General features: G+C 61.4%; 22 protein-coding genes and 1 pseudogene. 14 read left to right on the forward strand and 9 right to left on the reverse strand.

What is annotated here, in order from left to right; all coding sequences use genetic code 11:
* Positions 1-272: 272 nt before the first annotated feature.
* A complete protein-coding gene (locus FSO04_RS22040; protein WP_154562437.1) occupies positions 273-1,775 on the reverse strand; it encodes an aldehyde dehydrogenase family protein in 1,503 nt (500 codons plus the stop codon).
* Positions 1,776-2,053: 278 nt separating this feature from the next.
* Between FSO04_RS22040 and FSO04_RS22045 the strand changes: the two genes are divergently transcribed.
* From FSO04_RS22045 to FSO04_RS22060, 4 genes are all read left to right on the forward strand, one after another.
* Positions 2,054-2,947, forward strand: coding sequence for a GNAT family N-acetyltransferase (locus FSO04_RS22045; RefSeq protein ID WP_168435784.1), 894 nt, complete (start codon positions 2,054-2,056; stop codon positions 2,945-2,947).
* Positions 2,948-2,953: 6 nt separating this feature from the next.
* The gene (locus FSO04_RS22050) at positions 2,954-3,880 is read left to right on the forward strand and encodes a 2-hydroxyacid dehydrogenase (protein ID WP_154562439.1); all 927 of its coding nucleotides are present in this window, start codon (positions 2,954-2,956) and stop codon (positions 3,878-3,880) included.
* A 197-nt stretch (positions 3,881-4,077) separates the two neighbouring features.
* Positions 4,078-5,475 carry an aspartate aminotransferase family protein gene (locus tag FSO04_RS22055; RefSeq protein WP_154562441.1) on the forward strand — a complete coding sequence of 466 codons (1,398 nt, stop codon included), beginning with the start codon at positions 4,078-4,080 and terminating at the stop codon, positions 5,473-5,475.
* Between the two features lie 53 nt (positions 5,476-5,528).
* Complete coding sequence (locus FSO04_RS22060) at positions 5,529-6,026, forward strand: Lrp/AsnC family transcriptional regulator (protein ID WP_054039304.1); 498 nt, start codon at positions 5,529-5,531, stop codon at positions 6,024-6,026.
* A 12-nt stretch (positions 6,027-6,038) separates the two neighbouring features.
* Here the strand turns inward: FSO04_RS22060 and FSO04_RS22065 are convergent, their stop codons facing one another.
* From FSO04_RS22065 to FSO04_RS22075, 3 genes are all read right to left on the reverse strand, one after another.
* Entirely contained in the window at positions 6,039-8,324 is a 2,286-nt protein-coding gene (locus tag FSO04_RS22065) for an LPS-assembly protein LptD (protein ID WP_168435788.1), read from the reverse strand.
* A 146-nt stretch (positions 8,325-8,470) separates the two neighbouring features.
* Entirely contained in the window at positions 8,471-8,872 is a 402-nt protein-coding gene (locus FSO04_RS22070) for a hypothetical protein (RefSeq protein ID WP_154562445.1), read from the reverse strand.
* On the reverse strand, positions 8,865-9,044 hold the full coding sequence (locus FSO04_RS22075; protein ID WP_154562447.1) for a hypothetical protein: 180 nt from the start codon (positions 9,042-9,044) through the stop codon (positions 8,865-8,867). Before FSO04_RS22075 ends, FSO04_RS22070 begins: the two co-directional genes overlap by 8 nt.
* A 335-nt stretch (positions 9,045-9,379) precedes the next feature.
* On the opposite strand from FSO04_RS22075, the gene bamA reads away from it, so the two are divergent.
* A complete protein-coding gene (bamA, locus tag FSO04_RS22080) occupies positions 9,380-11,689 on the forward strand; it encodes an outer membrane protein assembly factor BamA (protein ID WP_154562449.1) in 2,310 nt (769 codons plus the stop codon).
* 356 nt (positions 11,690-12,045) lie between these two features.
* Positions 12,046-12,744 carry a winged helix-turn-helix domain-containing protein gene (locus FSO04_RS22085; RefSeq protein ID WP_154562451.1) on the forward strand — a complete coding sequence of 233 codons (699 nt, stop codon included), beginning with the start codon at positions 12,046-12,048 and terminating at the stop codon, positions 12,742-12,744.
* A gap of 80 nt (positions 12,745-12,824) precedes the next feature.
* On the opposite strand, the gene FSO04_RS22090 is transcribed toward FSO04_RS22085, so the two are convergent.
* Both FSO04_RS22090 and FSO04_RS48750 read right to left on the reverse strand, forming a co-directional pair.
* On the reverse strand, positions 12,825-13,163 hold the full coding sequence (locus tag FSO04_RS22090; protein WP_154562453.1) for a hypothetical protein: 339 nt from the start codon (positions 13,161-13,163) through the stop codon (positions 12,825-12,827).
* 123 nt (positions 13,164-13,286) lie between these two features.
* On the reverse strand, positions 13,287-13,484 hold the full coding sequence (locus FSO04_RS48750) for a DUF2866 domain-containing protein (protein WP_233464946.1): 198 nt from the start codon (positions 13,482-13,484) through the stop codon (positions 13,287-13,289).
* A gap of 421 nt (positions 13,485-13,905) precedes the next feature.
* On the opposite strand from FSO04_RS48750, the gene FSO04_RS22100 reads away from it, so the two are divergent.
* A complete protein-coding gene (locus FSO04_RS22100; RefSeq protein ID WP_154562457.1) occupies positions 13,906-15,570 on the forward strand; it encodes an ATP-binding protein in 1,665 nt (554 codons plus the stop codon).
* Positions 15,567-16,274 (forward strand): response regulator, encoded by a 708-nt coding sequence (locus tag FSO04_RS22105; RefSeq protein ID WP_154562459.1) that lies wholly within the window; start codon positions 15,567-15,569, stop codon positions 16,272-16,274. Before FSO04_RS22100 ends, FSO04_RS22105 begins: the two co-directional genes overlap by 4 nt.
* 56 nt (positions 16,275-16,330) lie before the next feature.
* On the opposite strand, the gene FSO04_RS22110 is transcribed toward FSO04_RS22105, so the two are convergent.
* A complete protein-coding gene (locus FSO04_RS22110) occupies positions 16,331-17,272 on the reverse strand; it encodes a LysR substrate-binding domain-containing protein (protein ID WP_154562461.1) in 942 nt (313 codons plus the stop codon).
* A gap of 136 nt (positions 17,273-17,408) precedes the next feature.
* Between FSO04_RS22110 and FSO04_RS22115 the strand changes: the two genes are divergently transcribed.
* From FSO04_RS22115 to FSO04_RS22140, 6 genes and pseudogenes are all read left to right on the forward strand, one after another.
* Positions 17,409-18,491, forward strand: a complete 1,083-nt coding sequence (locus FSO04_RS22115; protein ID WP_154562463.1) for a tartrate dehydrogenase — start codon at positions 17,409-17,411, stop codon at positions 18,489-18,491.
* 55 nt (positions 18,492-18,546) lie between these two features.
* Positions 18,547-19,530 (forward strand): M14 family metallopeptidase, encoded by a 984-nt coding sequence (locus tag FSO04_RS22120; protein WP_154562465.1) that lies wholly within the window; start codon positions 18,547-18,549, stop codon positions 19,528-19,530.
* A gap of 34 nt (positions 19,531-19,564) precedes the next feature.
* Positions 19,565-19,909 carry a cupin domain-containing protein gene (locus FSO04_RS22125; RefSeq protein WP_154562467.1) on the forward strand — a complete coding sequence of 115 codons (345 nt, stop codon included), beginning with the start codon at positions 19,565-19,567 and terminating at the stop codon, positions 19,907-19,909.
* 267 nt (positions 19,910-20,176) lie between these two features.
* Positions 20,177-20,356 (forward strand): annotated as a pseudogene (locus FSO04_RS48755) (porin); the annotation flags it as partial.
* A gap of 94 nt (positions 20,357-20,450) precedes the next feature.
* The gene (locus FSO04_RS22135; protein ID WP_154562469.1) at positions 20,451-21,809 is read left to right on the forward strand and encodes an MFS transporter; all 1,359 of its coding nucleotides are present in this window, start codon (positions 20,451-20,453) and stop codon (positions 21,807-21,809) included.
* 136 nt (positions 21,810-21,945) lie between these two features.
* Entirely contained in the window at positions 21,946-22,275 is a 330-nt protein-coding gene (locus tag FSO04_RS22140) for a hypothetical protein (protein WP_154562471.1), read from the forward strand.
* A 50-nt stretch (positions 22,276-22,325) separates the two neighbouring features.
* Here the strand turns inward: FSO04_RS22140 and FSO04_RS22145 are convergent, their stop codons facing one another.
* Together FSO04_RS22145 and FSO04_RS22150 are read right to left on the reverse strand one after the other, a co-directional pair.
* Positions 22,326-23,486 carry a glycoside hydrolase family 53 protein gene (locus tag FSO04_RS22145; RefSeq protein WP_154562473.1) on the reverse strand — a complete coding sequence of 387 codons (1,161 nt, stop codon included), beginning with the start codon at positions 23,484-23,486 and terminating at the stop codon, positions 22,326-22,328.
* Positions 23,487-23,636: 150 nt separating this feature from the next.
* Positions 23,637-25,601, reverse strand: coding sequence for a beta-galactosidase (locus FSO04_RS22150; RefSeq protein WP_154562475.1), 1,965 nt, complete (start codon positions 25,599-25,601; stop codon positions 23,637-23,639).
* Positions 25,602-25,638 lie beyond the last annotated feature (37 nt).

Consider the following 25,638-nt stretch of genomic DNA (forward strand, 5'->3'; position numbering starts at 1 on the left):
CACATTGAGTTCAGTGACGAAAACAGATAAAGCTCATTCCTGTTAAAGATTTAATCAGCGCAAAAACATAGATGTTCCTGATTAGGGCGCTGCTGATGACACAAACCATGCGTTTTGAGGCCGTTGCGCAGCACAGTCTGCGGTGGGTGGGCTGAAAGCCCCGTCCGTATTGGTTTTGCGGGATTCGGTGCTGGCCGGTTCGTTGTACGGGCCGATGAAACCCGAACCCGTGGAACCGCGTACGGGTTTCCGCTTACGAGTCCTTGCTGACATCAAGCACGCAAGTCGATCAACACGCTCTTGAAGCGCAGGTTAGCCTCGTAAGCCTCACGACCGAGGTCCTTGCCGATGCCTGAACGCTTGTAGCCGCCGGTGGGGATCATGAAATCGGAGGTGCGGCCGTAGCGGTTGACCCAGACCGTCCCCGCTTCGAGGCCGCGCACGAAGCGCAGCGCCCGGCCGAGGTCGGCAGTGTGCACACCGGCAGCGAGGCCGTACTCGGGATGCTGGGCGAGCGCGAGCGCTTCTTCTTCGGTGTCGAAGGTTTGCAGTGTCAGCACAGGGCCGAACACTTCTTCCCGCACGGCTTCGGAGTGGGCCGTGACGTCCGTGAGCAAGGTGGGTGTATAGAATGCGCCGCTCGATGCACCCGCCGCCCCGCCGTCGGCCCGCACGCCGCCAAAGCGTAGCGTCGCCCCCGCATCCAGCGTGCGTCCGACGATCCCTTCGATGCGCGCCGCCTGTGGCGCGGAGATGATCGGCGACAACGTGGTGCCCGCTGCCCATGTCGCGCCAGGTTTCAACTCGGCGAAGACCTTGCCGATGCGCTCGGCGAGCGGCTCCGCCAGGCTTCGCTCGACCAGCAGGCGCGAACCCGCCACGCACACCTGGCCGGCATTGCCGGTAATAGCGCCGGCGATCCGGCGCGCTACGTCGTCGAGACGCGGGGCGTCGGCGAACACGATTTGCGGGCTCTTGCCGCCCAGTTCGAGCGTGACCGGCTTGGTGCCGCTATTGGCGCAGGCCGCCATGATCGCGGCGCCGGTACGCGTGGAACCGGTGAAGGTGACCTTGCTGATCTTCGGATGGCGCACCAGTTCATCGCCGGTGACACGGCCATCGCCCTGGATCACGTTGAAGATGCCGGCCGGCACACCCGCCTGCACGGCCAGCTCGGCAAGCCGCAACACCGAAAACGGCGTCATCTCCGAGGGCTTCAACACGACGGCGTTGCCCGCCGCCAGTGCGGGCGCGATCTTCCACGACGCCATCACCAGCGGGAAATTCCATGGCGCGATTGCCCCGATCACGCCGTACGGCTCGGCGATGGTCATGCCGAGGTGGTCATGATCGGTTGCTGCCACATCGCCACCCACCTTGTCGGCGAACTCGGCGTAGAAGCGGATGCCCTCGGCAGTGAACGGCACGTCCCAGCCAACTGCCTGAGCAATCGGACGCGTCGAACCGAGCGCCTCCAGACGGCCCAGGAACGGCGCATCGGCTTCGACCAGCTCGGCGAAACGGCGCAGGATCTTCGCGCGCTCACGCGGCGCCATGCGCGCCCAGCCGCTCGTTCTGAAAGCCTGCCACGCGTTCTCCACCGCGCGGTCTACCATCCCGGCGCCGGCGAGCGGCACTGATGCATAGATCACCGCGTCCGAGGGGCGCGCCACCTCGATGCGGCGCTCACCGCCGCGCTCGTTCTCGTCGACATACTCACCGCCGATGAAATGCCCGCTGCGAATCGCGACGTCGTCCGGATTGAAGCTGTCCATGAGAAAGATTTCCTGTGTGACTGCTGTGGGTCCCGGGCGGTGCGTCTCGACCGCGCCGCCGCCATGGCAAAATCGTAGAGCCAGAGGCGCGGCATATATCGCCGACAAAAATCCCCACGCAGCAGAACACGCTTGTAATGCGCGATGAAACGTGGTGTTTTGCATCGATTTACGATGCGGCCCTGTCGGGCGGCCCGGATAAAAAGATCGTCCTAGTCACACCGCGCACCGAATGACAAAGTGACGGCGTAAGCCTTCAGCCATCCAGGGAGTACGGCGTGTCCGATTCGATTACCTACAGACGCTTTACCCACGAGGACATCGCCGCCGCGCATGCGCTGACGGTCGAGCTCAAATGGCCGCATCGCCCGGACGACTGGAGATTCGTGGCGCAACTCGGCGTGGGTTTTGTCGCGGAAGATGCGAGCGGCGTGATCGGCACGGCGTTGTGCTGGAAATACGGCGCCGACCGGGCCTCACTCGGGATGGTGATCGTCTCCCCCGAGCAGCAAGGGCGCGGCATCGGCAGGAAGCTGATGGATCTGGTGCTGGAAGAACTCGGCGGCCGGGTCACGTTGCTGCACGCCACCACTGCGGGGCAGCCTTTGTATGAAAAGCTCGGCTTTCGCGCGATCGGTACGCTCGACCAGCATCAGGGCGCCGCATTTCAGCCGCCCCTCGTTTCATTGCCGCCGGGGGAACGTCTGCGCCCGCTCGGTTCAAGCGATACGGCACGACTGGTCGAACTGGCCTCGCAGGCAAGCGGTCTGGATCGCGGAGAAGTCTTGCCCGCACTGTTGAGCGCCGCCGACGGCATCGCCCTCGATCGCGACGGCGAACTGGTCGGCTTCGCCCTGTTTCGCCGCTTCGGACGGGGCTTTGCGATCGGACCGGTGGTCGCACCCGAGTCGGAAGATTCGAGCCGCGCCAAAGCGCTGATCAGCCACTGGCTCGCGCTTAACGAAGGCGTGTTCGTGCGCATCGATACGCCGGGCGAGAGCGGGCTAACCGAATGGCTGGAACAGTTGGGGCTGCCGCGGGTAGATACGGTCGTCAAAATGGTTCGACACGCCACGCCGGCTGATCTTGCGAGCGCGGGCAACACCAGCACCAGCGCCGGCAAGGACGCGCCCTACCTGCAATACGGCATCATTAACCAGGCAATCTGCTGATCCACCATGGCTTTCCTTTACAAAGCCGACCCGGCGCGTGGCGCGCAATGGGCCAAACTCTTCGCGCAGAAAGCACCGAACCTGCCGTTCCACGTCTGGCCCGATCTCGGCGACCCGGCAGCAATCCGCTACCTCGCCGCCTGGCAACCGCCGGAAGATCCCACCCGCACCTTCCCCAACCTCGAAATCGTGTTCTCGGTCGGCGCGGGCATCGACCAGTTCGACCTGTCAGGCGTGCCGGCACATATACCGGTGGTTCGGATGATCGAGCCGGGCATTATTGAAGGGATGGTCGAGTACGTGACGCAAGCCGTGCTGACGATTCATCGCGATCTGTTCGACTATGGCCATCAGCAACAACAGCAGGTCTGGCGTGAACTGCCCGCCCAGCCGGCCAGCGCTCGCCGCATTGGCGTGCTGGGGCTCGGCGTGCTGGGCACGGCGGTGCTGGAAAAGCTGCGGCTATTCGGCTTCGCCTGCGCGGGGTGGAGCCGTTCGCCGCGTGAGATCGAGGGCGTCGATTGCTATGCAGGCGAAGGCGCCCTAGACAGGTTTCTCGCCCGCACCGATATTCTGATCTGCCTGTTGCCGCTCACCCCCGCCACACGCGGCCGGCTCAATGCCGAATTGTTCGCGAAGCTGCCGCGCGGCGCATCGCTGATTCAAACGGGGCGCGGTCCGCATCTGAATCAGCCTGATCTGCTGGCAGCGCTGGACAGCGGCCAGTTGCACAACGCCATTCTCGACGTCACCGATCCCGAGCCGCTACCCGCTGGTCATCCGTTGTGGACGCATCCACGTGTGCGTATCACGCCCCATATCGCCAGCTCGACGCGCCCCGAGAGCGCTGTCGACGTGGTGCTCGAGAACCTGCGCCGCCATCGCGAAGGCCTGCCGATGCTCGGTCAGATTGACCGGACCCAGGGATATTGACTCTGGGACACTGAGCGCAGCGCTGAATGGAACCCCCACCCGTCGCGGCTTTTCAGCGTCCGCAGCAGAAAATGCTGAGGCCGCACATCAAAACGCGTCGGATGCGCTTTTCAGACAATTGTTTAGGTGAGCGGGCGATCGTCGTGGGTCAGTAGTATGGAACAGTCAACAGCCCTTCCCCGCGACGAGAAACCATCATGCCGATTCATTCGCTCATTGAAGCCGACCGCAAGCATCTGATTCACCCGGTCATCAACTACCGCGCGCACGAAGCCCGCGGCGTCACCGTCCTCGAATCGGCCAGCGGCGCGTTCCTGCGCGACGCGGCCGGCAACGAACTACTCGATGCCTTCTCCGGCCTCTGGTGCGTGAATGTGGGCTATGGCCAGCAAAGCATTGTCGACGTCGCCACCGAGCAGATGAAGAAACTGCCCTACGCGACCAGCTATTTCCATTTCGGCTCGGCTCCGGCGATCGAATTGGCGCAAAAGCTGGTGGAGGTGTCGCCCGCTTCGCTGCAACACGTGTACTTCACGCTCGGCGGTTCCGATGCAGTGGATTCGGCGATCCGTTTCATCACGCACTACTTCAACGCAACCGGGCGGCCGTCGAAGAAACACATCATCGCGCTGCAACGCGGCTACCACGGCTCGTCGACGATGGGCGCGGGGCTGACCGCCTTGCCCGCGTTCCACCGCAATTTCGATCTGCCGCTGCCGAACCAGCATCATCTGCCGTCGCCGTACGCGTACCGCAACGATTTCGCCGACGGCGCCGCGTTGATCGCCGCCTCGGTCGCCGCGCTCGAAGCAAAGGTGGCCGAACTCGGCGCGGACAACGTCGCGGCCTTCTTCTGCGAACCGATCCAGGGCTCGGGCGGCGTGATCGTGCCGCCGGTCGGCTGGTTGAAAGCGATGCGCGAAAGCTGCCGTAAGCTCGGCATTCTGTTCGTCGCCGATGAAGTCATCACCGGTTTTGGCCGTACGGGTCCGCTGTTCGCATGCCAGGGCGAAAACGTCGAACCGGACCTGATGACGGTGGCAAAGGGTTTGACCTCCGGCTATGCGCCGATGGGCGCCGTGCTGATGTCTGACGAAATCTATCAAGGTATCGCCGATGGCGACGCCGAAGCGATCGTCGGCCACGGCCATACGTATTCGGCGCATCCGGTCAGCGCGGCGATCGGTCTCGAAGTGCTGCGCCTCTATCACGAAGGCGGCCTGCTTGCGAACGGCGTGGCACGTGGCCCGCGTTTCGCCCGCGGCCTCGACGCGCTGCTCGCGCATCCGCTGGTGGGCGACTCGCGCCATCGTGGCCTGCTCGGCGCACTCGAACTGGTATCGGACAAGGACACCAAAGCGGGTTTCGATCCTGCGCTGAAACTGTCCGAACGGATCGCCGCGGCTGCGTATGAAAACCGCCTGATTTTCCGCGCGTTCGGCGACAATATTCTCGGCTTCGCGCCGGCGCTGTCGTACACCGAGGCCGAGTTCGATCTGATGTTCGAGCGCCTTGAAAAAACCCTCGATGACGTTCTCGGAGAAGCCGATGTCCGGGCCGCGCTGAAGGTCAAAATTCATGCCACTGCATGCTAGAGTAGAGGGTCCTTCGAGACCCTTTCACCCATCGCCGGAGCGATAACGTTACGATGAGCAGCGACAGCAAGCTGGACCGGATTGACCTGCGCATACTTTCCCAGTTGCAGAAGAAAGGCCGCATAACCAACGTCGAGCTTGCCGACGCGGTCGGCCTTTCGCCCAGTCCTTGCCTGATCCGCGTCAAGCGTCTGGAGAAGGCCGGCTACATCATCGGGTACGGCGCGCAGATCCAGCTCGAAAAGCTCGGCGACGTGCAGATCGTGTTTACCGAAGTCACGCTCGCCGATCATCGGCGGGAAGACTTCATCAAGTTCGTGAATGCGATCAAAGACGTCGACGAAATCGTGGAGTGCCATCTGGCGAGCGGCGGCTACGATTACCTGCTGAAGTTCGTCACCCGCAGCGTGAGCCACTATCAGAGCATCATCGAGGGTCTGCTGGAGCGTGATATCGGCATCGAGAAGTACTTCAGCTACGTGATCATCAAGTCGCCGTTCGTGAAGAGTCACTATCCGCTCGAAACGCTGTTCTCGCAGAATCACAACTAGTCCAGCAGCCCGTTACGGATAATCGCTGAAGCGGGATGTCGGTTCGGTTTCCGTTGTCGCCGGTGTATAGCCCGGCACATTCGCGCGAAACTGATTGAGCAGACCGTTATCGACCTGCGAAAAGCCTTTGAGCTGAAGCTGCATCAACACGCGCGTGCCGGTGCTCGGCGACGTGGTCGAGCTGGTGGCGTTGGTGTATTTCTCGAACGCCACGCCGAGCGACCAGCAATCCGCGTCGTATTGAAGTCCCAGCAAGCCCGCGATCAGCCGATGGGTGCTCATGTCGTAATTGACACGCGCCACGCTCACAACGTTGTGCAATAAGGGCCATTGCTCGGACACGATGAACTGATTGACCGGTTGAAAATCGAGCGTGCTGTTGGCACGCGTATAGCGATACGCGACATTCAACACCTGCCGTGAAGCCGGTGACCAGCCAAAGCCGGCTTCCGCATTCGTCAGATAGTGGTTGGCCTGACTGTACTCCACCGCCTGTTCCGCCGAAAAACCCGCCCCCAGCTTGTACGACGCGCCGCCAATCACACTCGTGCGCGCAACGGTGCCAATTGCATCGTCTGTGTTGAGCGTCACGCGTGGCGTGCGAAAGTCGTATTGCTCTGCAAGGACGAAACGGGATCGTTCGTCACCGCTCGAAGCATCGATGAAGCGCGTCGTCAGCGCCGCCGTGAGGCGGTTAGCATCCGACACCCGGTCATTGCCGACGAAGCTGTTAGGCATGAACAGTTCCGCCAGCCCGAAATCGGCCGTCGCCGTATCGAACAGCGGCGCGAATGCCTGGTTGCGGTAAGGCGTGTACACATAGAACAGCCGCGGTTCGAGTGTCTGGATGTACGACTGTCCGAAGAGCCGCACGCTTCGCTCGAAGCGCATGCCCGAATCGAGGGTGAAGGTCGGCACGTTGACGTCGAACGTCTTGGGCTGCCCGGCAGGCGCATCCGATCCGATCGTCGTCAGGTCATACGCGGCGAAATGCCATGCGAGCTTCGGCGTGATGAACCAGCCAGGACGCTCGATCGGATAGCTGACGTACGGGTTGAAAACGAAGCGGCTGCCTTGCGTCGCATCGGCCGACGAAATCGTGAAGCGCGTCGCATCCGCTTCGGCGCCGAAGTCGAAGCCCCCCACGTTATAGCGTGCGTAATGAACGTTGACCTGCGGTTCGCGGTTATAGGTCGAGTCGCTTGTAAAAGCCTGCCAACGTTGCTCGCGAGCCAGCACACTCCACGGCCCGTTTGAGTAAGTCAAACCCGCTTCCTGCTGATACAGCGTGGTGGAACCCGTCGGAAACGCGACACCCGACGCAAGATCGGTCACCACCGTCGAGTCCGACACCCGGCTGTAGTTGACGTAGGCGCCAAAGCCCGAGCCGAGGTTCCAGTTCTGATTCAGCGCGATCGAGTACCGATCGGTGTTGGTGATCGCATCGTGTGGCAGCCACGCGATCGAGAGCGTCCCCGAATCGTTCGGCTGCAGATAGCGGTAGCCCGCCGTCAACATCTCGCCTCGCTTCGACATGATGCGAGGCGTCAGCGTTAAATCGTAGTTCGGTGCGAGGTTGAAGTAGTACGGCAACGCGACGTCGACGCCGTTGGTCGAACTGATCGAGAACGTCGGCGGCAGGAAGCCGCTGCGCCGCGCGCCGGACAAGGGAAACGATAGCCATGGGCTCGCCAGTAGCGGCACGCCCTGAAAAAACAGCACACCGTTGTGCGCGATCCCCTCGTCGTTGCCGCTGTCGATGTCGAATTCGGAGGCCTTCAGATACCACGCGGGTTCCGACTCGCATTGGCAGGTGCTGTACGTACCGTGATGAACGACCGTGCGCTCGTTATCGACCAGATCCACGCGTTGAGCGCTACCCCAGCCACCTGTCAGATGAAACCGGTATTTCGGCACGCTGATGTAGCCTTCATTCGCTTCGACGTAGAAATGCGCGTCCGGGCCATCGAACACATTGCCGTTGTCGACCAGTCGCACCTGTCCAAAAGCGTCGGCCTTGTCGGTATCGACGTCGTAGTGCAGTGCATCGCCTTTAACGATCGACGCGTAACGCCGCAGTTGCGCGTGACCCTTCAGCGAAACGTCCGTGGCGGTGGTGGCGGTTACCGAATCGGCGATGGCCGAAGTAACGGACTTGTCGCCCGGCCGCAGGGGTTGCTCGGTCAGTTGCGGATCCAGCCGCAGACCCCAGACACCGTCGAGCGGTTCCGGAATCGCAGACGCACCGACTAATTGAGCATATCCGGCGAGGGGCACGCATCCAGCCGTACCCAGTATGAAAGAAACGAGAGGCCTTAAGCGTAGGCGTCGAAATACACCGCGTAGTATCAAAACAGATAAGGATCGGAAAGGATGACAGACGCATCAAGGCGAACGGAAGCCCTGACTTGCGTCAGGATGAACAGCGGCGAATGCACACGGTGCTATTGGAGTGTGACGTCGTTAGAGCGGGGGTCCGCTGCTGCGCCTGCCCCGCTCGCAGCGCCGCCCAGCGCCTGAAGCAGATACGGAATCTGCTCCGCAGGCAACGAAAACGACAGCCCCGCGCTGCCGGATAGACGGAACCGGATCACGACCATTTCCATGCCGTTCAGTCGGCCGACTTCCCAACCCTGGCAGTGCAGCGCGAAGCCCATCTCCTGATTGTTATGAATCACGCGGTCGGCGTGCTCTATTGCGTTAGGCAGCGCCACCAGCAGATCGTTGAGCACCGAACGGTGCAGCGCCGCCGTGGGTTGATTGCCGTGAATCAGCAGATATTGACCGTCCGCCGTCAACTGCATATCGGTGATCGAATTCAGCATGAACGTCGACGGATCAGACATGACGTGTGCCCTCCTGCACAAGCTCGGAGCGGCCTGCCGCACCGCTCACCGAGTTGCCGGGCGCAGCGCGAAGCGTGCGCATCGACGCCATTGCCAGACGGACTGAAAAGATCAGTGAGGAACTGACGCGCAAGACAGCCGCAAGAACCGCCGGTGAAAGAAATTCAATCATGACCACTTCTCCAGATCGCGTTACGCAGGTAGCGGAATCGACAATTTGACGATAGCAGTGCAAAGTCGCCGCCAGGTTACGCGCGGACTACGCTTCTTTTGAGTCTGTAACGCATTATTTCGACACTCGCGCTCCAATCGGCGTCCGCCTGCGCGGGCGCTCGATGCGCACCTTGGCGGCCTGAATGGTTGGAAAGTTTTCAGTAACGATCGGCAGAAAACGCGTCCCTATACTTCGCGCTTTCCAGAGTCATGGAACGTCGTTTCGAATGCGTCGCTTGCTTTCGAGCGCTCCCGTCTGCGCTCCGCGCGCTGCATCAGGACTGAAAACCCAAGATGAAACTTCAAGTTTTAACGAACCGTATCGCCGGCGCACTCTCGCTCGCCGGTGTCGCGCTGACAAGCGGGGCAGTCCACGCAGCGCAGCCGTTCGTGGTGCAGGACATCCGGATCGAGGGATTGAAGCGCGTCGAGCCCGGTACCGTGTTTGCTTACCTGCCCATCAAGCAGGGCGCCACGTTTAACGACGATAAGGCTTCGGAATCGATTCGCGCGCTGTACGCCACGGGCTTCTTCAACGACGTCAATATCTCGACCGAAGGCAATGTCGTCATCGTTCACGTTCAGGAGCGCCCCGCGGTCGGCACGATCGACTTCGCCGGCATTCACGAGTTCGACAAGGAAAACCTGACCAAGGCACTCAATGCGGTTGGGCTTTCGCACGGCCGCTACTACGACAAGGCGCTAGTCGACAAAGCCGAGCAGGAGTTGAAACGCCAGTACCTGACGCGTGGCTACTATGCCGCCGAAGTCACCACCACGATCACGCCGATCGACCGCAACCGGGTCGCGATACTGTTCTCTGTCGCAGAAGGCCCGAGCGCGAAGATCCGCCAGATCAACTTCATCGGCAACAGCGTTTTCAGCACGGACACGTTACGCGACGAAATGCAGATGTCCACGCCGAACTGGTTCTCGTGGTACACGAAGAACGACCTGTACGCGAAAGACAAGCTGACCGGGGACCTGGAGCGCATCCGCTCGTACTACCTGAACCGTGGCTATCTGGAGTTCAGCTTCGAGTCGACCCAGGTATCGCTTACGCCGGACAAGAAGGAGATGTACCTCACGGTCACGCTGCACGAAGGCGAGCCGTACACGATTTCGTCGATCGAGCTCGCGGGCAATCTGCTCGATCGCGAGCCCGAGCTGGCCAAGCTGATCAATATCAAACCAGGCGAGCGTTTCAACGCTGAAAAATTGCAGGCAACCACCAAGGCGATCGTCGACAAACTCGGTGAATACGGCTACGCGTTTGCCACCGTCAACGCGCAGCCGCAGATCGATCAGGAACACCACAAGGTCGACCTGACGCTGCAAGTGGACCCGAGCCGCCGCGTGTACGTGCGTCACATCAACGTGGTCGGCAACTCACGCACGCGTGATGAAGTGGTGCGCCGTGAAATGCGTCAGCTTGAAAGCTCGTGGTTCGATTCGAACCGCCTCGCGCTGTCGAAAGACCGGGTCAACCGTCTCGGCTATTTCACCGATGTCGACGTGACCACAGTGCCGGTGGAAGGCTCGCCGGACCAGGTCGATGTGGACGTCAAGGTGAGCGAAAAGCCCACCGGCGCGATTACCTTGGGCGCGGGCTACTCGTCCACGGACAAGGTGGTGTTGTCGGCCGGGATTTCGCAGGACAACGTGTTCGGCTCCGGCACCAGCCTCGCCCTCAACGTGAACACCGCGAAGACCTACCGCACCCTGACCCTGACGCAAACCGATCCGTACTTCACGGTGGACGGCATCAAGCGGATCACCGACGTCTACTACCGAACCTCCTATCCGCTTTACAACTATACCGACACGAGTTTCCGGATCATCACCGTGGGCGCGGACCTGAAATTCGGCATTCCGTTCTCCGAAGCCGACACCGTTTACTTCGGCGCCGGTCTCGAACAGGACCGGCTGTCCATTGATTTGTCGACACCTCAGAGCTACAAGGACTATGTAGCCGAATTCGGCAGCGTGGTGAACAACGTGCCGCTCACGGTGGGTTGGGCCCGGGACAATCGCGACAGTGCATTGGTGCCGAGCCGGGGCTATTTCTTTCAAGCCAATGGCGAAGTGGGCACCCCACTTGGCAACACCGAGTACTACAAGGCGGACGTTCAGGCGCAGTATTACTATTCGTTCGCACGCGGTTTCATTCTCGGCTTGAATCTTCAAGGCGGCTACGGCAACGGCTTTGCCGGTAAAGCCTATCCGATCTTCAAGAATTACTACGCGGGTGGTATCGGCTCGGTACGCGGCTACGACGCGGGCTCACTCGGTCCGACCGACAAGACGACCGGCGACCCGATCGGCGGCTCGCGCATGGTCGTGGCCAACGTCGAGATGACCTTCCCGCTGCCGGGCACCGGCTGGGACCGCACGCTGCGCGTCTTCACCTTCATGGATGCGGGCAACGTCTGGGGCGACGAAGGCAACAGCACGGGCGCCAACGGCTTGCGGTACAGCTACGGCGCGGGTCTTGAGTGGATTTCACCGATCGGCCCACTCAAGCTGTCCGTCGGTTTCCCGCTAATCAAACACTCCACCGACAAGTACCAGGTATTCCAGTTTCAGATCGGCACATCGTTCTGATCACGTCGTTCTGCTTTTCAACGCCCGCGGTCATGGCATGAGGACCGCGAGCGTCACCTGCATCATTCCCTCACGCTTTCAGCCGCGCCCATGCGCCCAACCGGTATGAATCAGTTCGGGGCCCGTTCAAAGCACATCATCTGCGTCCTCCTGCTCCAATTTCACAAAGTCTCCTCAATTTCACCATTGTTGCTGCGACATTGATATCTATCATTCGCTCATCATCAGCGCGACCCTGTCCGGTCCGCTTTCTGAGTTCGATAGGTCGCTCCAAAGCAGCAGATGGTTGAATTGGCTGAATGTGAACATCGCACGGGCTGCAACCGTCGATTCCGGTTGGGAGGTAACGCAGATTTATGACGATCAGCCTTCTTGTAGTCGAACCCGATCAATCCGTCCGGGATCAGTTGCGCTTTCACCTTCACAAGAACCAGATCGCACTCTCCGTGCTGTATAGCGCGGCTCAGCTTGTCAGCCGGGTGGAACTGGAGTGTCCGTCAGCGATTCTGTTGCGCGCCGAGTCGCCGATGAGCGAGGCGCGTGAGGCGCTCCGGCAACTGCGGCTCGCGGGCTACGACATGCCCATCTTCGTACAAAGCACCTCTGATGAGATCGTCGACAAAATCGTCGCCTTCGAATTGGGTGCGGACGACTATATCGTCGACCCAATCGATCCATACGAATTGACCGCCAGAATCAAACGCGCCGTGCAACGCTGCAACCGATCGCTTTGCGACGCGCCGGAAATTCGTGAGAAGGTGTTGTTCGGCAGTTACCAGATAGACTTCGCTACGCGGCGCCTGCTCAAGGACGGCTCCGAAATCTCGCTGCGCTCAGGCCAGTTTGCGTTGCTCAAGCTGTTCGCAAGCAATCCGATGCGAATCTTGACGCGTTCGATGGTCAACAGCCAGCTAGGAAGAGCGGAGAGCCAGAAGGCCAGTCTGGATGTTGCGGTCTGCCGCTTGCGCGGCGTGATAGAGGCAGATCCGGCCAATCCCAGGTTCATTCAGACCCTGCGCGGACGAGGCTATATGTTCGTACCGTCGCTCGAATAGCTCGAATAACAACCCTTGCTTGAGGCGGGCAAAAGCGAACGGCATCGCACGACACGTTGCGTGCTTGCCGCCATACCGCGTTACTTTTGAACTTCTTCTAACGCTAGCTGCATGATGGGCAACGTCATCGCGGCGTCGATCACGTCAATGATGTCGATATAGCCGACATAGTCGGAATACAGGTCACTGGTCGCCGCCAGCAGGCCACCGAACCCGTAGTTGAAATCCGCCGAAACGATTGGCCTGAATCCCGAGGCATAGTGTGCCCGCGACGCGCACCCGTTCAGATCATCGACAACGCCGGCAGAAACGCTGTGATTTCCAGGTGCGAAAGCATTGATGCTCTCCCGGCGCAAACCATGGCGAATTGGAGGGCAGCAGATCGATGCCACGACCAGGACGACGATGAGGATGCGCATAAGGGAAGTGTTCAGAGTTGATCTTGAAAGTCAGACAGCCATAGGATAACGAAGTTTTTTTGGCTCAATTACAATCCCTTTCCGCTGGCCCGACCTACATGCAGCAACCAGGTTCAGCAGCGCTCAACCGCGCCGCAGACGCCCGCGGCCCGCAGGCGTAGAGGGGTCGTCTGCCAGAGTGTGGCGCTGACCGTTGCGATGCATCCGCACGCGCTCCCGAATCTCGGCCGCGGTCGCGGCGCCTCGCACGGCAACGCAAGAGTATTCACCGTTGCGGTTGATCCATTCCACGATCCGGCAGCACTCGCCCCACGGCTGCATGAGCGGTGCTGACACGCGGCAGCCGCGTATCTTCACGACGTCGGTGGCGAGTGGTGCGCTAACGCCGTTTTCAGCCGCGCCGCGAGTTGCGGCAGCAGTTGCTGTCTTTCGGCCGGGCCGGAAACCGCGCGACTCGGCGCGATTCACAGGTGAGGAGACTTGCATGAGATTGCTCCACTGACGGATCTGATCACCGGACATGGCCTCTTTGTCAGGCCATCGTAAAAGTGCCATACCATCATATCCAGACAACACGCAGACACAACGAAGAAAGGATGGAGAAGTTGTGGAGATTCGTCGGTAAGTGTGGATTGACGTAGCATTCATCTAGAATTCAGACATGCAAAGTGAAACTATCCGAATTCGTCCAAGCCGCCCTTTAGGGACCTTTCTCTCGCGCGCGCGGCAGCAGCGAACGAAGATGCGCTTTGGCATTACCTGGAAAATGTTCCTCGCCGTTTTAATCGCTTGTCTCGCGATTTCCCTGACGATGGGCTACGCCTTGCGCGTGAGCTTCGAAAACGGCTTCCTGCACTACGTTCGGGAACGCAACGCCGGGCGCATCAAAGCCGTCATGGCGAAGGTGACGAGCGAATACGCCGCTCACGGCAACTGGAATTTCCTGCGCGAGCATCCCGAAGCATGGCTCACGCTGCTGGACGGCGCCGCGCACGACGCCCTGCGCGAAGAACTCGCCACGGCGCAGATGGGCAAGTTGCCAGGCTGGAGAACCTTTCCCGGGAGTGGCAGCGTGCAGCAACTGCTTGGGCCGCTTTCCGGCCCGTCTGAGGGACCGCACTGGGGCATGCGCCTGCCACCTGCGCCACCTTCCGGTCCAGACATCGCAATGGAACGTGACCGTGTATCGGCAAGCGGTGTCGTGAGCGGCGACAGTCGCTATGACCGGCCGCCTCCTTCAGCCCCATTGGCGTCGTCTCCCGTCTCGCCCCCGTCGCATGACAGCATGACCCGTGACACGCCGCCCGAGGGGCCGCCCGTCACACTCTACGACGCCCGCCATGAACTCGTGGCGAGCACCGGCCAGCCACCCCCACCCGGCAGCACGATGCGACCCGTCGTCTACGCCGGCAAGGTGGTGGGCTGGCTTGCCGTGAACGGGCCCGACACCCTGTCGGACGCCGCCGACATCGCATTCCAGGCACAGCAGAAACGCGCGACCTGGGAGATCGCGGGCGTGGCTATCGTGCTCGCGGCGCTAGTCGCGCTGGTCCTTGCGCGCATCGTGCTCGCACCAGTCAAGCGCTTGATGAATGCGACCCACCGCCTGGCCGGCGGGGACTACACGGCCCGGGTGCCGGCCGGCAGACGCGACGAGCTCGGCCGGCTTGCGGGCGACTTCAACGTATTGGCCGACTCGCTGCAAAAAACCGAGCGCTCCCGGCGCGATTTCATTGCGGATATTTCACACGAGCTGCGCACGCCGCTCGCCGTGCTCCGCGGCGAGCTGGAAGCCATCGAAGACGGCGTGCATGTGTTCAACCGCGATTCGCTCACTTCGCTGCAAACCGAAGTGAACATGCTCAACAAGCTCATCGAAGATCTGTACGAGCTTTCGCTGAGCGATGTCGGCGCACTCAGTTATCGCAAGACGCCGACCCATGTCGGGCAACTGGCGCGGGCGTCGATCGAGGCCATGCGGGAGTCGTTCAAGGCGAAACGGATCGAGCTCGACCTGACCTGCATGCCGGACATTGCCGACACGGCTTTCGCGGTCGATCCCGCGCGCTTCGTACAACTGCTGAAAAACCTGTTGCAGAATTCGTTGCGGTATACCGATCCGGACGGCCACGTGCGCGTGTCGCTTTCGCAGAGCGCCAGCGGTTGGCAACTCGACGTGCAGGACTCCCTGCCCGGCGTGCCCGAAGCCGCGCTCGCGCACCTGTTCGACCGTTTCTATCGCGTGGACGAATCGCGCAGCCGTCAGAACGGCGGTGCGGGCCTCGGCCTCTCGCTGTGCCACGCTATTGTGACGGCGCATGGCGGCACGATCGGCGCCAAGGCCTCGCCTCTGGGCGGCGTCTGGATCACTGCCCGCTTTCCATCGGAAGGAGACGTGACAACATGACCGAAGGGCGCCCTTCGCACATCCTGATCGTCGAGGATGAACCCAAGCTCGCCGCCGTGCTCGAAGCGTATTTGCAGCTCGAGGGCTTCGCCACCACGATCCTCGACGATGGTCATCAAGTGATGCCCTTCATTCGCTCAACACCGCCGGCGCTGATGCTGCTCGACCTCATGCTGCCCGGGCGCAGCGGCATGGATATCTGCCGCGAGCTACGGCAATTTTCGGCGTTGCCCGTCATTATCCTGACCGCGCGCATCGACGAAATCGACCGTCTGCTGGGTCTCGAGATCGGTGCCGACGACTACGTCTGCAAACCGTTCAGTCCGCGCGAAGTGGTGGCGCGCGTCAAGGCAATCCTGCGCCGTGCAACGCCTGCCGCGGCGGCTGCGGACGGATTGCCACAGGGGCAACCGGGTTCACAGGGTCTCCAGGTCGACGAGCAGTTTCATCACGCCTTACTCGACGGTAAGGAACTCAAGCTCACCCCGCTTGAATTGCGGCTCCTCGCGCTACTCATGAAATCGCCGGGACGCATTTTTTCCCGCGACTACCTGCTGAGTCATCTCTACGCGGATCACCGGGTGGTCACCGACCGCACCATCGACAGCCATATCAAGAACCTGCGCCGCAAGCTGCAGGGTGCGCGGCCGGACAGCGAACCTATCGCGTCCGTGTACGGCGTAGGTTACCGGCTGGAAATCTGATCGATACGATCGGATGCCTCTATGCCGTCTTCATCTGACGCTGGCCGTTTTCGAATTCAGCTCGCCTTTTCCGCCGCCGTTGTATCGGGCGGCGGACTCCATTGCGCGAACTCCTCGCTCAGAAAGTCGACACATACCCGCACTTTCGCCGACTGAGCGAGCCGCGCCGGATACACCGCCCACAGGTTCGCGGGTTGCGTGACATCCGGCAACACCTGCCGCAACTGGCCGCTGTCGAGCAACGGCCGCACGTCCCACATCGAGCGCAGCACGATTCCGCGTCCGGCCAACGCCCATTGCACGGCCACCTCACCGTGATTGGTCGACAGCGGTCCCGTGACCTTGATCGATGCCGCCTCGCCGCGCACCGTCAAACGCCAGAGACCGAATGGATGGTCGCGCTCCTTGATCGCGAGACACGCGTGCGACGACAGGTCCGCGAGTTGCCGCGGCGCACCGTGCCGCGCGAGGTATTCCGGCGACGCGCACAGTACCCGGTGATTCGACGCGAGCCGTTTGGCGATCAGATGCGGCGCGATTTCGTCGCCGATACGGACATCGAGGTCGAAGCCTTCGCCGCCCACGTCGACGAGCCGGTCGAACAGATCGAGCCGCACACTCAATTGCGGATACCGGTCGGAGAACCGGGCCAGCGCGGGCGCGACGAAACGGCGGCCAAAGCCGAAGCTGCTGGAGATGCGCAATTTGCCGCCAGGGATGCGGCGCGTAGTGGAAACGTCTTCCACCAGCTGGTCGACGTCGTCGAGAATCTTTTCGGCCCAGGTGTAGACCCGTTCACCAGCCTCCGTAATCGCGACGCGCCGCGTGGAACGGTGCAATAACCGCGTACCGAGCGTAGTCTCGAGCACATTGATGCGTTTGCTGACGTACGCCGCGGACACCGACAGCGCCTCCGCCGCCGCGCTGAAACTCGATTTGCGCGCCACTTCGCAAAACACGCGCAAATCGCCTAGATCGGGTGATGGGACGGCGTTCATAGGTCGCTCGGTCGCAGAAGGGTTTGTACACGATTCGTGCACAGTGGCTTAACTAAAGTGACTATTTTAAGCTCAAACAGCAGGAATAAAATAAGCGCTATCGAACCATCGAAATTCCCAACGGAGGAGCAGGAACATGTCGAAGACCTATCGGATTGCGGTCATACCGGGCGACGGCATCGGCGTCGAAGTGATGCCGGAAGCCATTCGCGTGCTGGAGACGGTGAAAAAGCGCTTCGGCATCGAACTGGAGTATCAGCACATCGAATGGGCGAGCTGCGATTACTATGCCAAGCACGGCAAGATGATGCCGGACGACTGGAAAGCCCAACTGCAATCCGCCGACGCGATTCTGTTCGGCGCGGTCGGCTGGCCCGACACGGTGCCTGACCATATCTCGCTGTGGGGGTCGCTCCTGAAGTTCCGGCGCGAATTCGACCAGTACATCAACCTGCGCCCTGCCCGGCTCTTCGCCGGTGTGCCTTCGCCGCTCGCGGGCCGCAAGGCGGGTGACATCGATTTCTGGATCGTGCGTGAGAACACCGAGGGCGAATATTCGTCGGTGGGCGGCGTGATGTTCGAAGGCACCGAGCGTGAGTTCGTGCTGCAGGAATCCGTGTTCACGCGGCACGGCAGCGAACGCGTGCTGAAGTTCGCTTTCGATCTCGCGCAACGGCGCGAACGCAAGAAGATCACCGTGGCGACGAAGAGCAACGGTATCGCGATCAGCATGCCGTGGTGGGACAAATGCGCGGCCGGCGTCGCGGCGCAATACCCGGATGTCACGTGGGACAAGCAGCACATCGACATTCTCTGCGCGCGCTTCGTGCTCAACCCGGATCGCTTCGACGTCGTGGTTGCGACCAATCTGTTCGGCGACATCCTCTCCGATCTCGGTCCGGCCTGCACGGGCACGATCGGCCTCGCGCCGTCGGGCAATCTGAACCCGGACCGCAAGTTTCCGTCGCTGTTCGAACCGGTGCACGGTTCGGCGCCTGACATCGCCGGCAAGAACATCGCCAATCCGATTGCGATGATCTGGTCCGCCGCGATGATGCTCGACTTCCTCGGCAATCACGAAGGCAAGGAACGCGAGGCGCATGACGCGATTCTCGCGGCGATCGAAGCAACGCTGATCGAAGGCCCGCATACTGGCGACCTCGGCGGCAAGGCGAACACCACCGAAGTCGGTCAGGCAATCGCGGCTAAACTCGCCTGAGCCTAACGATCTGTCGCGATCTGTCGATCCTAACCCTCTGCGAGGACACGTTCGAATGAGCATGGAAGCCTATCCCATCGAAGTCGAATTCCCCGATATTTCGGTTCACGAGCAATCGTCGTCCGGCATTGCCTACGTTCATACGTTCGACTCCGGCGTGCCGGGACCGCATGTGATGATCAACGCGCTCACGCACGGCAATGAAGTGTGCGGGGCGATCGTCGTCGACGAACTGCTGCGGCGCGCGTTGAGGCCGCGTCGTGGACGCCTTACGCTTGCCTTTGCGAACGTCGCTGCGTATCGGCGCTTCGACCCGGCAAAGCCCGACGCCGCCCGCTTCGTCGATCAGGACTTCAACCGCGTGTGGACCGCCGCGGTGCTCGACGATACGTCGCGCACGTCGAGCGAATTGACCCGCGCACGCGAGATGCGCCCGGTGATCGACACAGTCGATGCGCTCCTCGATCTGCATTCGATGCATGAGAAATGCAAGCCGCTGATCGTGGCGGGACCGCTGCAGAAAGGCATCGACCTTGCGGTGCGTCTCGGCACACCCGCTACGGTGATCTGCGACGAGGGCCATCCCGAAGGCCGCCGCATGCGCGATTACGAAGGCTTCGGCACCGCGGATAGCGCGAAACACGCCTTGCTGATCGAATGCGGACAACACTGGGAACGAAGCGCAGTCGCCGTGGCTCGCGATACGACCGCACGCTTTCTGCTGCTGGCAGGCGTGATCGATGAAGCCGATCTGCCGGACGGCTGGCTGGCGCCGCTGCCGCCCACCCAGCACATCGTCCGCGTCACACAGCCGGTGGTCGCGACCAGTATGGATTTTCGTTTCGCGGCGCCCTACACCGGACTGGAGATCTTTCCGGAGGCCGGCACGGTCATCGGCTGGTCGAATGGCGAAGCGGTGGTCACGCCTTACGACAACTGCATGCTCGTGATGCCGTCGCTGCGGCAATTGCGTCCCGGTGTCACCGTCGTGCGGCTGGGCAAGATCGAACAGACCGTGACGAACACGAGCGGCCGGTGACTCGGCTCATGCACATTCAAAAGGTAACGTGAAAATGAAGGTTCAAAGCATCAAGCAAAGCGTGAATCTGCAGAATCTGGAGGACTGGGGCACGGCGGGGCTGCCGGGCACGACGCCGATTCAGGTGTCCGGCGTGCAGCGCGTGATCAAGGGCAGCGAAGCCATCGACACCGGTATTTTCGAATGCACGGCGGGCACGTACCGTCGCTCGGTCAAGCAGGCCGAGGTGATGCACTTCCTCGCGGGACGCGGCCGCTTCACGCCCGATAACGAAGAGACCATCCATTTCGAAAGCGGCGACACGCTCTTTTTCGAAGCCAATACCGAAGGTCTTTGGGAAGTCGAGGAAACCATGCGAAAGGTCTATGTGATCTTTTGAGCACGGCCCCGAGCGCCGTCCTCGGCGCTCGCCCCACCTGCACGTCCCGTTCCCGGCGCACCCTGCGCCGCGGCATCCCCAGCCATTCCCACTGTTCTGTCGCTCTGCCTCATTGGATGGGGCCTCAGTGCCATGGTCGGGTAATCCCGCGTTGCCCCTCGTTGTCAAACTACTTACAGTTCGGCGTGTTCTTATAGAGAATCAGCGTTCTTTATACGAACAAACCAGGTGAAATTATCGGCGCCTGGATCACCTGCATCTTCTCGCAGGTCGAGGCAGGTCAACCTGCCCGAGTACTATGCATTGTCGAAGCGCATCGATCTGTATGCGCTACAGGCGTTCCAGCGCACCAACGGCAACACGCTCGGCACGGCAGGTTCGGGCCTCATCGTCACGGCCAGCGCGACCATCGGCGATGGCTTCCACAGCGCGCCGTCGCCGGCATAGGCATCGTGCACCGCTTCCAACCGGCGTACGATCGTAATAGAAAGGAAGGCTCGTTACGGCGAGCCTTTACGTATTCTGCAGTCAGGAGACCACCATGAGCCGCAGCAACGCTGTGAACGTTCAAACGTTTATCAACGACCACCCCTTCTCGCCGTTCCAGTGGCTCATCTTTTTCATGTGTTTCATCATCGTCCTGCTGGACGGTTTTGACACGGCCGCGATCGGCTTCATTGCACCGTCGCTGATCTCCGAATGGGGCATCACCCGGCCGGCGCTCGCGCCAGTGTTGAGCGCGGCGCTGTTCGGCCTCGCGTGCGGCGCGCTCGTCTCAGGGCCGCTGTCCGACCGGCTCGGGCGGCGCTCGATGCTGCTCGGCTCGGTGCTGCTGTTCGGCGTGACCTGCTTCGCTTCGGCGTTCTCGAACAACATCGAACACCTGACGATCTTGCGCTTCGTCACCGGCGTCGGCCTCGGCGCGGCCATGCCGAACGCCGTGACGATGATGGGCGAGTACTGTCCGGATCGCCGCCGCGCGACCGTGATCAATCTGATGTTCTGCGGCTTTCCGCTCGGCGCCGCCTTCGGCGGCTTTCTCGCTGCGTGGATGATTCCGCACTTCGGCTGGCGCAGCGTGCTGGTGCTTGGCGGTATCACGCCGCTCTTGCTGCTGATCGTGCTGGTGCTGAAGATGCCGGAATCGGTCCGCTATATGGTGGCCAATAGCAAGCCGGTCGAACGGATCCGCGCAGCGCTGGCACGCATTTCGAGCGACGCCACGCAGGCCGACAGCTTCGTCATGACCGAAACCGCGCCGCAAACCGGCGGCAAGGGCATAGGCGTGGTGCTCTCGCGCTCGTACATCGTCGGCTCGGTGATGCTGTGGATCGCCTACTTCATGGGCCTCGTGATCTTCTACGCGTCGATCAACTGGATGCCGATTCTGCTGAAGGACGCCGGACTCACGCCGCAACGCGCGACGCTGATTTCCGCGCTGTTCCCGCTCGGTGGCGTCGGCGCCGTGCTGTGCGGCGTGCTGATGGACCGCTTCAACGCGAACCGCATCATCGCGGCCTGCTATGCGCTGACCGCGGTGAGCGTGTATTTCATCGGCCAGGCAGTTGGCAATGTGGGCGCGCTGGTGTTTATCGTGTTCGTCGCCGGCGTGCTGATGAATACCGCGCAATCGTCGATGCCGGCGCTTGCCGCCGCGTTCTACCCGACGCAGGGTCGCGGCACGGGCGTGGCGTGGATGCTGGGGATCGGCCGCTTCGGCGGGATCGCGGGTTCGTTCCTCGTGGCCGAACTGACGCGCCGCCACTTCACCTTTGGCGGGATCTTCGCGATGGTTGCGGTGGCAGGTCTGATTTCGTGCGTGGCGTTGCTGATCAAGCAGGCGGCACGGCCGCATGTGGCGGCAGAGACCGGCGCGAAAGCGGAGTCGTTTGGGCATTGAAAAGGCGGGAGGTGCGAGTAAAAGGCACCGTCCGTCACTTCCCGATAAACTACGCCGTTATTGATTCGGGCGGGCACGGCAATGGTCAATGCCATTGCCTTTGCACCGTCGCCCATCTAACGACAGGATTCAGTCAATGAAACGCGTAGTTGTATCGGCCGTGCTCGCACTGTGCCTCGCACAGCCGACCGTTGAAGCCGTTGCACAAACAGTCAGCGATCAATGTTTTGCGATCGGCGATATTGCCGGCCAGGTGGCTTCGTGGCGTGCGCACAAGAAGACGAAAGCGCAGGCGCTTGCCCAAGCGGCCAAGTACTACAAAGGTGAATCCGACCGGCAAGCAGTCTCCGCCATCGTCGAAAAGATCTACAGCCCGAACGCCCCCCACATGACACCCGATCAGGCCAGCATGGCGTTCACATCGGACTGTGCAAACCAGCAGAAATCGCAGGCACCCGCGCAGTAGTGCCTGCTATCCGCACGGCCATTTCGCCGCACTAGCGGTTAGAGCCAGGACTAGCGCTTGCGGAACGCATCCAGCGACGTCAACGCGTTGCCGTGAAAATCGAACAACGTGTTGTTGTCCCACTGATCGCCCGCGCCGACTTTCCATCCGACATTCGGCGTCGGAATCCATTCCGGCTCCCACCAGAACACGCCCTTGCCGTGGCCACCGGGTATCGCCTTCACGATATCCGTCACCGCACCGATAAATTGCGCCTGGCCGGCCGGTGTCTGCGGGAAGGTCGTGGAGCCGGTATTGGTCATCGCGTTGGGTTCCGAATCGCCGTCGCTGGTGGTCCACGGATACGCGGTCTCGACGACCATCACGTCCTTTCCGTAGCGCGTCGCCATATCGTTCGCATTGTTCTGCAAATCGCTTAGCGCGCCTTGCCACTGCGGGTAGTAGGACAAGCCGATCACATCAAACGTGACGTCGCGTTGTACCGCGCTGTCGAACCACCAACGGCTCGTTGCATTGTTGCCGCCGCTGTCGAGGTGCAGCATGACCTTGATCCGTTCATCGACGGATTTCACCGCGTCGTGCCCGGCCTTCAACAGTTGCGCGAGGTTGTCCCACTGATCGTATTTGCCGAGCGGCCACAGCATGCCGCCCGTGATTTCGTTGCCGACCTGAACCCACTCCGGATGCACGCCATCGCGCTTGAGCATCGTGAGGACCTTCGACGTGTACTCGGATAGCAGCGCACAGGTTTGCTCGATATCCTTGCCAGCCCAGTCGTGAGGCGGATACTGCTTGCCCGGATCGGCCCACCAGTCGCTGTAGTGGAAATCGATCAGTATGCGCATGCCGAGCGCAGCGACGCGGCGAGCCAGAACGCGTACATGTTCGGCATTGTTGTAACCGGTGGCGGGACTTTGGTCGGCCGGAAAAAAGTTCGGATTGCCAGGATCGTTCCACACTTTGATGCGGATCGAGTCGACACCATGACTCTTCAGAATGAAAAGACAGTCGAGCGGCACACCGTGCTCGTAAAACTTCGCGCCATTGGCCTCGAGTTCCAGCAGCGTCGACACGTCCGCTCCCTTTGCAAACCCTTTTCCGCGGCCGAACAAACCCAGTTCACCGGCAACGGCTGGCACGCCGACCGTTGCGCCAACACCAGCGGCGGCCCCAGCAGATGCAAGCCACCCGAGCATTTCTCTTCTGTTCATCCGTCATCCTCCATCGATTGAATGGCGGTTCTTTTAGAGGCCGCCTGTTCCGGGTTGAAGTGCCTAAATTTCTGGCGCCATTTCTCCCTCCGATAACGCGCTCATCTCACTTCTCGCTTCTCACTTGCTCAAGCCCGTTGACGTGCTGGGCTACGCATTCCTCCACGCACATACGTCACCGGTTTTCAACTCCGAATGTCCCAGCACAAACATCGCATTGGTTGGCGCTGGCGCTTGCACTAGCTCCGGACCGAAGTTGAACGCGAAGGTCAGATCGCCGCGTCGGCGAATGCGCAAGCCCTCAGCCAGCAATTGCGTCTCGATACCCGCCTGCTTCGCCGCCTGCTGCAAAACCTCGCGATGCAACGCGTGCGACAACCACCCCGCCACATAGCGAACCCTTCCGTGGGTGAGTATCGCCGGCCACGTGTCGTCGAATTGCGCGTCGACGGTCGTCTCGCCATTGGCGCGAACGTGCTCACGCCAATGCAGCGCAACGCCCTGCGTGTCTCCGATCGAAAGCGCTGGCGTAAGCGTCGGGCGCAGCGTTTCGACTTCGAGCACCTGCATCGGCAGAACGCGTTGCAATGCGCCGGGTGGCAAGCTCGAAGGAATGGCGAAGGTCGTGGTCTTCGAACCGCTCCTCGGGCCGAATACCCATTGCGCCGAACTCCGCTCGATCTGATCGACGAGCGTGTCGTCGATCACGGCAATGCTCGGCACCACCACTAACCGGTACGGCGAAAGATCGGCCTTGCTCGACACGATATCGACGTCGAGGCCGAGTTCACGCAGCGCCTCGTAGTAGTCGAACGCCAGCGTCTGATAGTCGAAGGTTTTGCCATGACGCTGAATCTCGAACATCCACTGCGTCTCGTAGTCGAACACGATCGCGGTGGCCGCGCGCGCCGGCGCACCGAGGCCGGACAGCACTGCGGACGAGGCAATTTCACGCGCCGCCTGCTGCACTTCAAGGCCGCCAGGCGACAGTTCGTTGTTCGGCAAGTTGAGACCCGAATGCATCTGTTCCTGCGCATACGGACACTGACGCCAGCGGAAATACGACACCAGTTCCGCGCCATGTGCGAACGCTTCATAAGCCCACAGCCTGACCATGCCCTTCGCGGGCACCGGATTCCACGGCGCCCAGTTCACCGGCCCTGCCTGTTGCTCCATCACCCAGAAGCGGCCAGCGCCAATCGCGCGGTAGCGGTCGTGATCGAACGCGGAGACGTCGGGATGCGCGGTGCGCGCGTAACGCGCCTTCTGCTCTTCAGGCAGTGCGATCGATTCCGTACGCGCGATCGGATAGCTGTCCCAGGCCGCCACGTCGAGCGCGTTGTCTTCGGTGAAACGGTAATGATCGAAGGTCGTAAAGAAGCCCATGAAGTTGTGCAGCAGATCCGCCTCGGGTGCATGCTCACGCAGCACGTCGATCTGCTCGCGATGGAAGCCGGCCACCTCATCCGACATGAAGCGGCGGAAATCGAGCAGATGGATCGGATTGGCGTCGGTGGGCGTGAGGTTCGGCAGGCCGATCGTCTCGAACGACGGATACTCCATGCTCCAGAACACGTTGCCCCATGCATCGTTCAACGTCTCGACGCGCTCGTAGCGATGCTGCAACCACGTCTGAAAGCGCGCCAGTGCCGCGCCCGAATAACTCGGCACGGTCTCGTGGCAGCCGAGTTCGTTGTCGGTCTGCCACGCGACGATAGACGGATGCCGTCCATAGCGCTCCACCATCGCGGTGACAATGCGTACGCACTCACGCCGATAGGTTTCGCTGGAAATATCGTAGTGGCGACGCGAGCCGAAATTCCAGCGCACGCCGTCCGCACGCACCGGCAACACGTCCGGGTGCGCGTCGATCAACCATTTCGGCGGCGAAGCGGTGGGTGTACCCAGCACGAGTTTCAGTCCCGCCGCCGCCAGCGTCTCGACGGCTTCATCGAGCCAGCCCCAGGCGAATTCGTCGGCGCGCGGCTCCATCCGGCTCCACGCGAATTCGGCGATCCGCACATGCGTGATGCCGAGCTCGACCATACGTTTCGCATCGTCGGCCCACATCGAACGCGGCCATTGTTCGGGGTAGTAGCAAACACCAAGTTGCATGAGAGAGTCTCTTTGTTAAATGACGGCAAACGGGCGA

It is taken from the genome of Paraburkholderia madseniana (assembly GCF_009690905.1).
Lineage (GTDB): Bacteria > Pseudomonadota > Gammaproteobacteria > Burkholderiales > Burkholderiaceae > Paraburkholderia > Paraburkholderia madseniana.